General features: G+C 59.2%; 15 protein-coding genes. 8 read left to right on the forward strand and 7 right to left on the reverse strand.

Annotated features, from left to right (window positions below):
• The first annotated feature begins 81 nt into the window (after positions 1–81).
• Positions 82–846 (forward strand): transporter substrate-binding domain-containing protein, encoded by a 765-nt coding sequence (locus QE435_RS15745; RefSeq protein WP_349042877.1) that lies wholly within the window; start codon positions 82–84, stop codon positions 844–846.
• Positions 847–877: 31 nt separating this feature from the next.
• On the opposite strand, the gene QE435_RS15750 is transcribed toward QE435_RS15745, so the two are convergent.
• Positions 878–1,528 carry a response regulator transcription factor gene (locus tag QE435_RS15750; RefSeq protein ID WP_349041949.1) on the reverse strand — a complete coding sequence of 217 codons (651 nt, stop codon included), beginning with the start codon at positions 1,526–1,528 and terminating at the stop codon, positions 878–880.
• Between the two features lie 213 nt (positions 1,529–1,741).
• On the opposite strand from QE435_RS15750, the gene QE435_RS15755 reads away from it, so the two are divergent.
• Together QE435_RS15755 and QE435_RS15760 are read left to right on the forward strand one after the other, a co-directional pair.
• The gene (locus QE435_RS15755; protein WP_309772339.1) at positions 1,742–2,092 is read left to right on the forward strand and encodes a DUF952 domain-containing protein; all 351 of its coding nucleotides are present in this window, start codon (positions 1,742–1,744) and stop codon (positions 2,090–2,092) included.
• Positions 2,093–2,094: 2 nt separating this feature from the next.
• Positions 2,095–3,183 carry a quinone-dependent dihydroorotate dehydrogenase gene (locus QE435_RS15760; protein WP_349041950.1) on the forward strand — a complete coding sequence of 363 codons (1,089 nt, stop codon included), beginning with the start codon at positions 2,095–2,097 and terminating at the stop codon, positions 3,181–3,183.
• A 103-nt stretch (positions 3,184–3,286) separates the two neighbouring features.
• Here QE435_RS15760 and QE435_RS15765 read toward each other — a convergent pair whose 3' ends face one another.
• The gene (locus tag QE435_RS15765; RefSeq protein ID WP_349041951.1) at positions 3,287–3,784 is read right to left on the reverse strand and encodes a CAP domain-containing protein; all 498 of its coding nucleotides are present in this window, start codon (positions 3,782–3,784) and stop codon (positions 3,287–3,289) included.
• Between the two features lies 1 nt (position 3,785).
• Positions 3,786–4,049 carry a DUF6460 domain-containing protein gene (locus QE435_RS15770; RefSeq protein WP_062427020.1) on the reverse strand — a complete coding sequence of 88 codons (264 nt, stop codon included), beginning with the start codon at positions 4,047–4,049 and terminating at the stop codon, positions 3,786–3,788.
• A 215-nt stretch (positions 4,050–4,264) separates the two neighbouring features.
• Here QE435_RS15770 and QE435_RS15775 point away from each other — a divergent pair, with 215 nt between their 5' ends.
• From QE435_RS15775 to QE435_RS15785, 3 genes are all read left to right on the forward strand, one after another.
• Complete coding sequence (locus tag QE435_RS15775; protein ID WP_349041952.1) at positions 4,265–5,209, forward strand: class I SAM-dependent methyltransferase; 945 nt, start codon at positions 4,265–4,267, stop codon at positions 5,207–5,209.
• 193 nt (positions 5,210–5,402) lie between these two features.
• Positions 5,403–6,014, forward strand: a complete 612-nt coding sequence (locus QE435_RS15780; protein ID WP_349042878.1) for a YitT family protein — start codon at positions 5,403–5,405, stop codon at positions 6,012–6,014.
• Between the two features lie 68 nt (positions 6,015–6,082).
• The gene (locus tag QE435_RS15785) at positions 6,083–6,715 is read left to right on the forward strand and encodes a YitT family protein (protein ID WP_306934761.1); all 633 of its coding nucleotides are present in this window, start codon (positions 6,083–6,085) and stop codon (positions 6,713–6,715) included.
• 21 nt (positions 6,716–6,736) lie between these two features.
• On the opposite strand, the gene QE435_RS15790 is transcribed toward QE435_RS15785, so the two are convergent.
• Both QE435_RS15790 and QE435_RS15795 read right to left on the reverse strand, forming a co-directional pair.
• A complete protein-coding gene (locus QE435_RS15790) occupies positions 6,737–7,198 on the reverse strand; it encodes a carboxymuconolactone decarboxylase family protein (RefSeq protein ID WP_349041953.1) in 462 nt (153 codons plus the stop codon).
• A gap of 88 nt (positions 7,199–7,286) precedes the next feature.
• Complete coding sequence (locus QE435_RS15795; protein WP_349041954.1) at positions 7,287–7,787, reverse strand: Rrf2 family transcriptional regulator; 501 nt, start codon at positions 7,785–7,787, stop codon at positions 7,287–7,289.
• Between the two features lie 107 nt (positions 7,788–7,894).
• On the opposite strand from QE435_RS15795, the gene QE435_RS15800 reads away from it, so the two are divergent.
• Both QE435_RS15800 and pdeM read left to right on the forward strand, forming a co-directional pair.
• Positions 7,895–10,414: a ligase-associated DNA damage response DEXH box helicase gene (locus QE435_RS15800; RefSeq protein WP_349042879.1), complete on the forward strand. Its 2,520-nt coding sequence runs from the start codon at positions 7,895–7,897 to the stop codon at positions 10,412–10,414.
• Between the two features lie 82 nt (positions 10,415–10,496).
• Positions 10,497–11,231 (forward strand): ligase-associated DNA damage response endonuclease PdeM, encoded by a 735-nt coding sequence (gene pdeM / locus QE435_RS15805; protein WP_349041955.1) that lies wholly within the window; start codon positions 10,497–10,499, stop codon positions 11,229–11,231.
• A gap of 7 nt (positions 11,232–11,238) precedes the next feature.
• Here pdeM and QE435_RS15810 read toward each other — a convergent pair whose 3' ends face one another.
• Positions 11,239–12,057 (reverse strand): TIGR02186 family protein, encoded by an 819-nt coding sequence (locus QE435_RS15810; protein ID WP_349041956.1) that lies wholly within the window; start codon positions 12,055–12,057, stop codon positions 11,239–11,241.
• Entirely contained in the window at positions 12,057–12,983 is a 927-nt protein-coding gene (locus QE435_RS15815; RefSeq protein ID WP_306930905.1) for a sulfite exporter TauE/SafE family protein, read from the reverse strand. Before QE435_RS15815 ends, QE435_RS15810 begins: the two co-directional genes overlap by 1 nt.
• Between the last annotated feature and the right edge of the window lie 192 nt (positions 12,984–13,175).

The following is a 13,175-nucleotide window of genomic DNA, read 5'->3' on the forward strand; positions in this document are numbered from 1 at the left end:
AAAAATCTCGGTCTTCGAACGTCGATTTTGTGCATGGCCGCATTTGCGCTGAGCGGCGCAGCACTTGCCGAAAGCGGAAACCTGCCGGTGCTGTTCGACAAGCAGGAACGTCTTCCGGGTGCGGATCTCTCGTCCATTCCCCGAGTCCGGTTTCTGATGTCGGTCGATTTCCCGCCCTTCAATTTCACCGATCAGGACGGCAGGCTGGTGGGCTTCCATGTCGATCTCGCCCGCGAGATCTGCGCGCAGTTGAAGATCGAAAGCAAGTGCCAGGTTCAGGCACTGCCCTTCGATGAACTGGAGGCCGCGCTGGAGCTGGGCGAAGGAGAGGCCGTGATGTCGGGCGTTGCCTCGACGTCGGATTTGCGCAAGAGCTTCAGTTTCACGCGACCTTATTTGCTTCTGCCGGCGCGTTTCGCAGTGTCAAAAGCCGCCAAGCTGGAAGGGCAATCGGCATCGGCGGCACTCACCGGCAAGAAAGTCGGCGTCGTCAGCAATTCGCGCCATGAAGCGATGCTGAAAGCGTTCTTTCCCAAGGTCGTCGCCACAGGTTTCGCCGGCTATGAGCCCATGTATGAGGCGCTTAAGACCGGCAAGGTCGATGCGATCTTTGCCGACAGTCTGCGTCTGCCCTTCTGGGTGGCGGGCACCGCATCGGACAATTGCTGCGCCATGTTTGACGGCCCCTATATGTCCGACAAATTTCTGGGCGAGGGGCTCTCGATCATGACGGTCGATCCTGAAAACAAACTGGTGCCAGCCTTCGACCAGGCGCTCGCAGCCCTTTCGCGCAACGGGCGGCTGGAGGAAATCTACCGCCGCTATTTCCCGTACGGGCTTTTCTGACGTTCGCAGACGTGGAGGCGGTGTCAGTCTCCTAAGCGACAAGAGCAGGTTGGTTCAGCTTCGAAAGCTGAATCACCGCCTGCGTGCGACTGTCCACATTGAGCTTCAGCAAAATGGCCGAGACATGCGCTTTGATCGTCGCTTCGGAGACATTCAACTCATAGGCGATCTGCTTGTTGAGTAAGCCTTCCGCAAGCATCCCGAGCACGCGGCTCTGCTGCGGCGTCAGCGTCCTCAGCCTGTTGATCAGGTCCGTCATATCGGCGTCCTGATCGCGGCTGGACTGACAGGACGCCGGAATCCAGACATCGCCTTCCAGCACGGTCCGGATGGCTGTGCGGATATCATCGATGCCGGAGGATTTGGAAATGAAGCCCGACGCGCCAAGCTCGATGGCGCGACGCATGGTGGCCGGATCGTCGGTGGCCGACACGATGATGATGGGCAGGCTGGAAAATTCTGCGCGTAACGACATCAGGCCGGAAAAGCCGCTGACGCCTGGCATGGCAAGATCGAGCAGCATGAGATCGGCGTCCGGCTGCTCTTCCGCGCGGCGTCTCGCATCGTCGAAATCGCCCGCTTCGATAAAGCTATTGTTGCCTTCGAGACCACCCACTGCCTGACGCAGAGCGCCGCGAAACAGCGGATGGTCATCCGCAATGATAATCGTGAGTTCTGCCATGCCGCGCCCCCTCCCAAGAGCATTTCATGCGACTCTTCCTCCTGCAGGCCGACAGGCGACTGCGCCGTTAAGATTGCGCCAAATTGGCCGCAACACAAGCCTTCAATTGCGGTGCAGCCTCACCACATGCTCGTCGACGATAAAAATCTGTGTGAAGCGATGGACAACAGATACCATTTGCGGCAAACCGCCCTGACATGAAGGAGATGCCCGATGAGCCAGACGCCCCCTGTCATCTACAAGATCGTGCCGGATGCCCTGTGGCAGACAGCAAAGCACGAGGGCGTTTTCAAAGGGGCAGCCATCGATCTGACCGATGGCTACATCCATTTCTCCACGGCCGATCAGGTGAAGGAAACGGCGGCCCGCCACTTCGCCGATCAGCAGGATTTGCTTCTCATCGCAGTCGATGGCGGTGCTCTTGGTGACAAGCTGGTCTTCGAACCATCGCGTGGCGGTGACCTCTTTCCGCATCTCTATAGCGAGCTTCCGCTCAATGCCGTGCTGTGGGAAACGCCACTGACGCTGGGTGACGATGGCGCCCACCAGTTTCCGGAGATTTGAGCATGAGCGGATTGTTCTCCTCCCTTGGACGCAAGGGCCTCTTCCTGCTTGACCCCGAAGTCGCGCATGGCATGTCGATCGCGGCTCTACGCAGCGGTTTCATCCCCACCTGCCACGTGCCGCATGATCCGCGCCTTCAACAGACGGTGGCAGGACTGGTTTTCCCCAATCCACTTGGCATGGCGGCAGGCTATGACAAGAATGCCGAAGTTCCCGGCCCACTCCTCAAGCTCGGCTTCGGCTTTACCGAAATCGGCACGGTCACTCCCCGCGCGCAGGCCGGCAATCCAAAGCCGCGCATTTTCCGGCTGGTGGAAAACGAGGCGGTCATCAACCGCCTTGGCTTCAACAATGAAGGCCATGCGGCGGCACTTTCGCGCCTGATAGCAGCGGGTCTGCGCGGCATCGTCGGTGTGAATATCGGCGCCAACAAGGATAGCGACGATCGCATCGCCGATTACGTGAAGGGCATCGAAACCTTCTCTTCCGTTGCCTCCTATTTCACGGCCAACATTTCCTCGCCCAACACGCCGGGCCTTCGTGACCTTCAAGCGCGCGAAAGCCTTTCGGCGCTTCTTTCTGCTGTGCTGGCGCAGCGCGATCGCGAGGCCGAGAAGTTGTCCCGTCACATCCCCGTCTTCCTGAAGATCGCCCCCGATCTGACCGAGGAGGGGCTGGATGACATTGCAGCCGAGGTTCTGTCTCACAGGCTGGACGGCCTGATCGTCTCCAACACCACCCTGTCACGCGACGGTCTGGTACCGGGCAGCAACAACCAGGAAACCGGTGGCTTGTCAGGCAAGCCGCTCTTCGAGCGCTCCACAGCGGTGCTGGCAAAGATGCGCAAACGCGTCGGACCGGACCTGCCGATCATCGGCGTGGGCGGTGTGTCGTCGGCAGAGACTGCCCTCGAAAAGATCAAGGCAGGCGCCGATCTCGTGCAGCTTTATTCCTGCATGGTCTATGAGGGACCAGGCCTGCCGGGCACGATTATCCGAGGCCTGTCGAGCAGGCTGGAGCGGGACGGGATCAGGAACATCCGGGAACTGCGTGATAGTTCCGTGGAAAGCTGGGCGGCGCGGTCGATTTAAACGGCCCGCTCCCTTTCGCTGTCATGATGCTCGCATCAAGCGCGAGGATGATGGCACAGAGTGTGATGAACGTCAGCTCGCATACAGCGCGAACACGCCTCTATCAGGCGCAAAGCACCATCGCCCAATAGGGCCGGTTCTTCGCCGCGCTGTCATAGGCGACAGCAACGCCAAGCCCGCCATAATTGCCGAGCATGTTTTCCAGGTGATGCGGCGAGCCGATCCAGGCTTTGACCACGCGCTCGACCGTATCCTGGCCTGCGGCGACGTTTTCTGCGGCGGGCAGAGGCACGTTGCCGTTCTTCATGCGGATGAGAAAGCTGTCGGTGATGCCGATGAGGTGCGCCATCTTCTGCGCCTTCACCATGCGGTTGGCCTGATAAATGGCTGCCTGCTGTGCCGCCGGATTGGCGGAGAGCGTCGAAAGACCTTTCGAGCGGCGAAGCTCGTTGACCATGGGTAGTGCTGCTGCCGTCTCGTCGCGCGTGCCGGAGGGCAGGCCCTTGTTGGTGGGAACGGAAACGCAGGCCGAAAGAACGGAGCCAGCAGACAGCAGCACGAAGCCGCGCCGGGAAAAGGTCGTCAGGGAATGGTCGGTCATATCAACGCAAGCTTAGAAGTCTGAGAACGATGAAGACGGGGATGACGATGACAGCGCCCGCCAGAAGATAGTCGCCGATGCTGCCAAGCGCGTGGAAGCCCGAATACCAGATGTTCAGAACGAAATCGCGGACACCATAGATGATGCTCCACGGCGTCAGGCCGAAGACGGCCATCAGGAATCCGACGATCAGCGATATCACCAGCAGCTTGACGATCGTGCGCCCAACGCTGTCACCCAGCACCTTGTTGACCTCACCGGCCATCAGCAAATCTCCTAAAGCATGCCGTCGAACAAACCCGCATCCTTGCGGTGATGACATGCATTCTCAAATCTTGATCAAGACATATGAAGCGTGGCGCTTCGATGCAAGCATCACGGTCTTTACTTTGTCCATCCGGGCTTTGCGATGAACATAGGACTTGAGTTTTTTTATGGCTTGATGAAAGAGAGCCCACCTCTTTCAGGAAAAATTCGTGAATGGCCCAGAACCAGCATTCCTCCGGCGACGTCATTGCTGATCGTCGTGCCGATTACGCCCGTATGCTGGCAGAAAGCGGCGACCACCAGGCCGCGGCGGAACTGATCGAACAGGCACTCGAACTTGCCCCACTTTGGGCAGCAGGCTGGTTTCGGCTGGGCGAGTACAGCGAAAAGGCGGGTCAGCACGATAATGCGGTGAAAGCCTATGAAAAGGTGGCCGAGCTTGACGAGGAGGGAATATTTGCAGCTCCTCTGAAGCTTGCCGTGTTGGGCGCAGCCGAAACGCCAGAGCAGCCACCGAGCCGCTATGTGGAAGGCCTTTTCGACGACTATGCCGATCGGTTCGAAACCTCACTGGTGAAGAAACTCGACTATAGCGTGCCGGAGAAGTTGGCGGCTCTCATCGAAACGGCGCGCCCCAGTGGTGAGCGCTTTCGCTGTGCAGTCGATATCGGCTGTGGCACAGGATTGCTGGGTGTCGAAATCCGCGACTGGACCGAGCGGCTGGAAGGCTTCGACATTTCCACGAACATGCTGGCGAAGGCGGAAGAGAAGAGCATCTACCATCATCTCGCGCAGGCCGATCTTTCTCTCGATGAGGAAGCTTCCGGCCTTTTTGCCGAGGGGCTTCAAAAAGGCCGTGCCGATCTCGTCGCCGCTGCCGACGTGATGATGTATCTCGGCAGCCTTGAGACCGTCATGCCGCTGGTTCTGGCGCTGCTTCAACCGGGAGGCCTCTTCGCCTTTTCGGTAGAAGATGCGGGCGACGAGGGCGGTTTTATCCTCCAGCCGTCGCTCCGCTACGCGCACTCGCAAACCTATGTGAGCAACCTTCTTGCCGCCTTCGGCATGGAAATCCTCCAAATCCGAAAAACGACCATCCGAAAAGATGCCGGAAAACCGCTTTCCGGCATTCTGTTTCTTGCCAGAAAACCCGCCTGATCTTTTCGTTTCTTGCCATTTTGGCGATTGGTCAGGAGAGCTGACATATAGCGGTTGTCGCGCGTTATTTTGCGGTGCAAAATAAGCCGTCTCCGCAGTAGCTTATACCTTGTGACAAGGACGCGGAGACCATCAACAAAATCAGGTCCTATCGAGGGGATTTTGCATGGCATTCACCAGAAGCGTCTATGGCATGTGGAGTGTGGATCCGGCCAAGCATTCACCGATTGAGGACGTGCAGGGCATCGTCACCGGAAGCATCGTTTCGGCGCTTGGCTTTTACATCCTGAACAAGGTCGGCCTTCTGACGGGTGGCACTGCGGGCGTCGCCTTCCTCATCCATTATAGCTTCGGCATCAGCTTCGGCCTGCTGTTCTTCATCGTGAATTTGCCGTTTTACTACCTTTCCTTCCGCCGTCTCGGCCTTACCTTCTCACTGAAAACCTTCATCGCCATCGGTCTCGTCTCCGTGCTGACGGAACTGGAATCGCGCTGGATGGTGATCGACAGCGTCAATCCGCTTTGGGCTGCCATTCTCGGCGGTCTTCTCCTCGGTTACGGTCTTCTTGCGCTCTACCGCCATCGCGCCAGCCTGGGCGGCATCGGCATTCTGGCGATCTATATCCAGGATCGTTTCGGCATCCGCGCCGGTCTGATCCAGCTTGCTTTCGACACCTGCGTGATGATCGCCGCCTTTGCCGTCATTGAACCGAAGACGGTGCTCTACTCCATCGTCGGCGCCTTCTTCCTCAACATGTTCCTGGCCATCAACCACCGCTCCGACCGCTACATCGTGGTGCGCTGACGCTTGAAATCCGGCCCGCGTTGGCGCAAGGAAAGCCTGTCGCAATCGTGGGGATGGCAATGCGCGATATGATCTGGAAGAACCGTGCAAGGCTGTGGGCTACGACGCCCGACCGGCATTCTCTGCTGGAAGATGTTCAGGGTGTTCTAGCCGGAGCCATGTTGGCGTCGCTCGGCGTCACCCTGTTTTCCGCCGCTGGTCTGCTGACAGGCGGCACCGTGGGCCTCGCTTTCCTCGTCCACTATGCAACCGACGTGCAGTTCGGCCTCATCTTCTTCCTGGTCAACCTGCCCTTCTACTATCTCGCCTTTCGTCGCCTTGGCCTTGCGTTCACGGTCAAGACCTTTAGCGCCATCGCCCTGACGGCGGTGCTATCCGACATGATGCCACGACTCTTCGCCTTCCAATCGATCAATCCCATCGCCGCTGCGCTATTCGGCGGTTTGACCGTCGCAGCGGGAATGCTGGCGCTTTTCCGTCACCGCGCCAGCCTTGGAGGCTTCGGCATTCTGGCGCTCTATCTGCAGGACCGTTTCGGTTGGCGGGCCGGATTCATCCAGCTGGCCTTCGATGGCATGGTGCTGCTGGCGTCCTTCTTCATCGCCACGCCCTTCGTCATTCTTTGCTCGGTTCTTGGCGCATTGGTGATGAATTTGGTGATCGCCATCAATCACAGAAACGACCGCTACATCGCAATGTAGCAGTCGCTTCGGCAAGGAATGTCAGGCGGCCTTTGCGGCAGCATCGACCGGATGCTGCATTCTGAAGCCGACGGCAATGCGGTTCCAGCTGTTGATCGTACCGATGGCAAGCGTGATCTTGACGATCTCCTCTTCGCTGAAATGCGCTCTCAACGCTTCGAAATCACCATCCGGCGCGCTGGTCTCGGCAATCTTCGTCACCGCATCCACCCAGCCGAGCAAGGCTCTTTCCTGCGCTGTGTAAACAGTCGATTCCTGCCACACGCTCATCAGGTTGATCCATTGCTCCGACAGCCCGTCCCGGCGGCTTTCCTTCACATGCATGTCCACGCAATAGGCGCAGCCATTGATGATGGAGGCGCGCAGTTTGATGAGGTGAACGAAGCGGCGCTCCAGCCCGCAGTTCTGGATGAATGTTTCGAGCGCCAGAATGGCCTTGTAGGATTCGGGCGATGCCTTGGTATGGTTCAGTCTCGTTTCCATAGTCCTATCTCCTTGGTTGCTTTTGGTCATGCGTCATCGTTCGAACGGGCGGTTGCCTGTCCGTCATGGAATTGCAGAAGTGCTTGTCTCAGCGCGTCGTCTTGCGCTCGTTCAGTTCCAGAAAGGCGCAGCCGCGTGCGGCGATCCCGCCATCATCGTTTTGCGCCAAGTCCTGGCGAATATCCGCCACGGTTGTCTTGGCAAGCTCGGCGCGATAGGCCTTCTCCGCCTTCAGCATGGCGGCATTGATGCCGCAGGGTTTGCTGAAATAGCGGTCAGGCAATGGGTTAGGTCCCCGTTGACGGATTTCGGCGCAGCGGAAAGCGGGTGCCGGGCCTTCCACCGCTAGCACGATATCGAGAAGCGTGATGGCCTCGGGTGGCTTCGCCAGCCTGTAGCCGCCTTTCGGGCCGGGAACGGTTGCCAGAATCCCGGCACCGGAAAGCGACTGAAGGTGCTTCAGCAGATAGCTGGTCGAGACGCCATGAAACTCTGCCAATGCCGCTGCGGACAGCACGCCGTCGGGTGAAAGCGAGGCGAGCATCGCCACGCTGTGGATGGCCTGTTCCACGCCATCGCTCATCTTCATTTTTTAGTCTCCTAAATCATGGATATTATTTATCCACGATTGAACGTCTCTGTCAAGCGGCGCCTGAAGGCTCTTCTTTTTTGGAAGAGTTTCACTACTTTAGAGGGGTGAAACACATCGATCCGCCCATACTGGCGAAAAGTGCCGGAACCCTGCCTTTACCCTTCCAGAAATGGTTTGCGGAAAAAGGCTGGAGCCCGCGTGCGCATCAGCTGGAATTGTCCGCCCGGGCACGGGCTGGCGAAAACATGCTGTTGATTGCGCCGACCGGCGCCGGCAAGACGCTTGGCGGTTTCATGGCATCCCTGACCGATCTGGCCGAGCGCGGCAAGGTGGCGCCGGGCTCTGCCTTTGTCGGCGTCCACACGCTTTATATCTCGCCACTGAAAGCGCTTGCCGTCGATATCGAGCGCAACTTGATGAAGCCGGTCTCGGAGATGGGCCTGCCGATCACGGTAGAAACCCGCACCGGCGACACACCGCAGGGCAAGCGCCAGCGGCAAAAGCTCAAACCCCCGGATATTCTTCTAACCACGCCCGAACAGGTCTCGCTGCTGCTCGCCAACAAAGAGGCAGAGCGCTTCTTCAAGGATCTGAAGTATGTGGTGCTGGACGAGTTGCACTCGCTCGTTACCTCCAAGCGCGGCCATCTCTTGTCGCTGGCGCTCGCCCGCATCCGCCGCCACGCGCCTGCCATGCGCACCATCGGCCTCTCGGCAACGGTGGCAGATCCGATGGATTTGCAGCGCTATCTCGCGCCACAGGTGGACGGCGAACCACCGGCGGGGCTGATCACCGTCGAGGGCGGCGCGAAACCGAATATTGCAATTTTGCAGACGGAGGAGCGTATTCCATGGTCGGGCCACTCGGCCCGCTACGCCATGCAGGATTTGTATCCTGAGATCAAAGACCACCAGACGACGCTGATCTTCGTCAACACCCGCTCGCAGGCCGAGCGGATCTTTCAGGAACTCTGGACGATCAATGACGACAATCTGCCAATCGCGCTTCATCACGGCTCGCTGGATGCCGGGCAGCGGCGCAAGGTGGAACAGGCCATGGCCGACAACAAGCTGCGCGCCGTCGTCGCCACCTCCACGCTCGATCTTGGCATCGACTGGGGCGATGTCGATCTCGTCGTGCATGTGGGCGCCCCGAAGGGAGCAAGCCGCCTTGCACAGCGTATCGGCCGCGCCAATCACCGCATGGATGAGCCCTCCAAGGCGATCCTCGTTCCCGCCAACCGTTTCGAGGTGATGGAATGCCGCGCGGCGCTCGATGCGAATTACATCGGCGCGCAGGATACCCCACCGATAGCCGAGGGCGCGCTGGATGTGCTGGCACAGCATGTGCTCGGCATGGCCTGCGCCGAACCCTTCGACGCGGACGAGCTTTATCGCGAAGTGACCAGCGCCTCTCCCTATGCCGATCTGTCGCGCGAGATGTTCGACCGCGTGGTGGATTTCACCGCAACCGGCGGCTATGCGCTGCGCACCTATGAACGCTATGCCCGCATCCGCCAGATGAAGGATGGGCGCTGGCGCGTTTCCAATCCGCAGGTCGCACAGCAATATCGTCTGAACCTTGGCACCATCGTCGAAGCCGCCGAGCTGAATGTCCGCATGGTCAAGCGCAATGCCAAGGGCACGCTCGGGCGCGGCGGCATGTCGCTCGGGAAGGTGGAAGAGCATTTTCTCGAGCAACTGGTCCAGGGCGATACCTTCCTCTTTGCCGGCAAGGTCCTGCGCTTCGAAGGCATCCGAGAGAATGAATGCCTTGTCAGCCAAGCTTTCTCCATGGACCCGAAGATCCCTTCCTATGCCGGGGGCAAGTTTCCGCTTTCCACCTATCTGGCGGACCAGGTGCGCTCCATGCTTGCCGACCCCACGCGTTGGCATACCCTGCCCGATCAGGTCCGCGACTGGCTGGCGATCCAGAAGGAAAAGTCGATCATCCCGAAGCGGGACGAGTTGCTGGTCGAGACCTTTCCGTTTCGCAAGCGCTTCTTCATGGTCATGTATCCCTTCGAAGGGCGATTGGCACACCAGACGCTCGGCATGCTTCTAACCCGCAGACTGGAGCGGGCAGGGGCAAAGCCCATGGGATTCGTGGCAACCGATTACTCGCTCGCCGTCTGGGCAATGGAGGATATGGGTCAGCGCCTCCAATCACGCCGACTGTCTCTTGCCGACCTTCTGGATGAGGATATGCTGGGTGACGACCTCGAAGCTTGGCTCGATGAATCCTATCTTTTGAAACGCACCTTCCGCAATTGCGCGGTCATCGCAGGACTGATCGAACGCCGTCATCCCGGCAAGGAAAAGACCGGGCGTCAGGTCACCGTCTCAGCCGACCTTATTTATGACGTTCTTCGTAGCCATGAGCCGGACCACATCCTGCTGGAAGCCACGCGACGCGATGCTTCGGCTGGACTTTTGGACATTGCTCGACTTGGCGATATGCTAAGGCGAATCAAAGGCCACACGCATCACCGCGCTCTGGACCATGTCTCCCCGCTTGCCGTTCCCGTGATGCTGGAAATCGGTCGCGAAACGGTTGTGGGACAAGCGCAGGACGATGTGCTGGCCGAAGCCGCCGACGAGCTGATCGCCGAGGCGATGGCGTAGGCTTCTTTCGAAGGCCACGCCGGAAGATGCGTGGAAACAAAAGGGAGAGCAGCCAGATTGCTCTCAGGGAATTCGAGAAGACGTGCTGAGCCGACTTGCCTTGAGCGAAAGATTGTCCACCGGCTTTGAATGCTTTGGTGCCGAAACCGCCGTGAACGGCGTTGCGGCCCTCTGCGACCCGTTGGGCGGGCTTTACATGCCGGATTTGTCGCTGCTTGTCGTATCCGACCTTCACCTGGAAAAGGGGGCGGCCTTCGCACGGCGCGGCATGATGCTGCCGCCCTATGACACGATCGCGACCCTGAAAATCCTCGCCTCGTTGATTTCTCGCTACGACCCGAAGATCGTCGTCAGCCTTGGCGACAATTTCCATGACCGCAAGGGCTCCGAACATCTGCCACTGCCGTTGCGCGAGATCATCAAGGAGATGGCAAGAGGCCGCGAATGGATCTGGATCAACGGTAACCATGATCCCGATGGAACCGTCGATCTGCCGGGCTCGTCCGTCGATGAGATGTTCTACGCCAACCTCGTTTTCCGCCACGAGCCGAAGCTGAAGGGTGTGGACACGAAGGGCGAAATCGCCGGACACCTTCATCCGTCCGCGACCGTGCGCCGCCGTGACAAGACGGTTCGCCGTCCCTGTTTCGCCACCGATGGGGCACGCCTGCTGATGCCTGCCTTCGGTGTCATGAGCGGCGGCCTTGACCTTCGCCACAAGGCCATGCGCGGCCTGTTCGATCATGCCGATCTTATCGCGCACCTGATGGGACGCGACCGCATTTATTCGGTTCGGTTCGGAAGCCTGCTGGGATAAGGGGCAATCAGTCCCTGCGGAACAACAGGCTCGCGCCCCAGCCGGTGATTACCGCCGTCAGCACACAGAGAATACCGTAGACAACCGGAGTCTGGTGCGCGGCATCGGTGATGGCCTGCTCCATGCCGGTTTTAACCACGCGCAGCTTCAGCTCTCTTTGAGCAACAGGCATGCCACTCTTGAACAGATAGGCCCTTGCCGTGTGCACGCCATTCGGCACGTTGGCAGGCAGGCGGAGTGTTGCCCAGAAGAGGCCGGTTCGCTCCAGCCGCACGCCAGTCGTGTCGTTACGATAGATACCACTGGCAAGCTTCAGGCGGCGATAGGCCTCCTGAAAATCATAGACATTGTCCGGCACGCCGGAAAACACCGCACTGTTCAGTGGAAGATGCTCGACGCCGAGGCCCATCGCCTTCAACGTGCCGGGAGAGGCGATGTCGTTGATGTTGCGGGTGCTGGCCATGGAATAGGATTCCGGCAGCGGCGCGAAGGTGATGGCGCTGGTATTGATCCAGATGCCCGCCACGCGGCTCTTTTTACGCACGGTCGTATATTCGTTCGGGCCCTCCAGCGTGACCACGACGTCGTATTGCCCGATGGCAAGCAGCAACTGGTCGACGTTGTTGAGCGCGCCGAAGAGGGTGAAATCCGCGCCGCGAAAATCCGAGGCGATCGAAATTTCGGTGGTCGACGCACCGATCTCGATGTTCTCTTGAAGCGTCCGCGGCTTGCCCTGGGCGTCTGGAGAGACCGCGAGCGGGGGCGTTTGCGCCAGAGCTGTGCCGGCGCAGAAAACCACCAACGATGCCAGGAGGGCAGCGCGCATCAATAGCCAAGCCCCCCGACCGCGACGGAAAAAAGATCTTCCGGACGCACCACAAGTCCGATGGCAAGGCGGATGCCGACGGCCAGAACCAGAAGCGCCAGAAGCGCGCGCAACTGCTCGCCACGCAGCTTCTGGCCGACGCGCACGCCATATTGGGCGCCGATGACACCCGCTAGCATGAGAATGAAGGCCAGCACGATATCGACGGAGTAGTTCGTCGCCGCCTGCACGATGGTGGTATAGGCGGTGACGAAAATGATCTGGAACAGCGATGTGCCGACAACCACATTTGTCGGAATGCGCAGGAGATAGATCATCGCCGGCACCATGATGAAGCCGCCGCCGACACCCATGACGGAGGTGAGGATGCCAATCGCGAAGCCAAGCGCGATGATCGGAATGACGCTGAGATAGAGCTTCGACTTCTTGAAGCGCATCTTCAACGGCAGGCGATGCACCCAGTTATGGTGACCGGGACGGCGCAGCGGAATGGTTTCATTGCGTGCCGTGCGGCGAATGGCGGAAATACTTTCCTTCAACATCAATCCGCCGACAGTCGACAGCAGAACGACGTAGAGAAGCGAAATGATCAGGTCGAGCTGGCCGATGCTGCGCAACAGGGTGAAGAGCCACACACCGACGGTCGCCCCGCACAAGCCGCCGATCAAAAGCATGAAACCCAGCTTCACATCCAGCGTGCCACGGCGGAAATGGGTAATCGAGCCGGACACCGAAGAGGCGACGACCTGGTTTGCGCCGGTGGCAACGGCCACGACAGGCGGGATGTTGTAGAAGATCAGGAGCGGGGTGATGAGGAAACCGCCGCCCACGCCGAACATGCCCGAAAGAAAACCGACAGCCGCGCCCATGCCGAGGATGATGAAGACATTCACCGACAATTCCGCAATGGGCAGATAGACAGTCACAATCGGACCTCGGGCAATGGTTCCGGGCGCCCGGCCCGCACGAAGCTTAACCGTCCGCCAATTCAAAACTCTGTCTGAAAGAAGGCTTTAGGCCTCTTCTTCGTCATGCCCGGCAGGGCAGAACGTGTCAATCATTCAACGGCAAATACGTTGATAATTTGAAAAGAAGAAGGGCCGGAGCGACAATGTCGT

The organism is Agrobacterium sp. SORGH_AS 787 (assembly GCF_030819035.1).
Classification (GTDB): Bacteria; Pseudomonadota; Alphaproteobacteria; order Rhizobiales; family Rhizobiaceae; genus Agrobacterium; species Agrobacterium larrymoorei_B.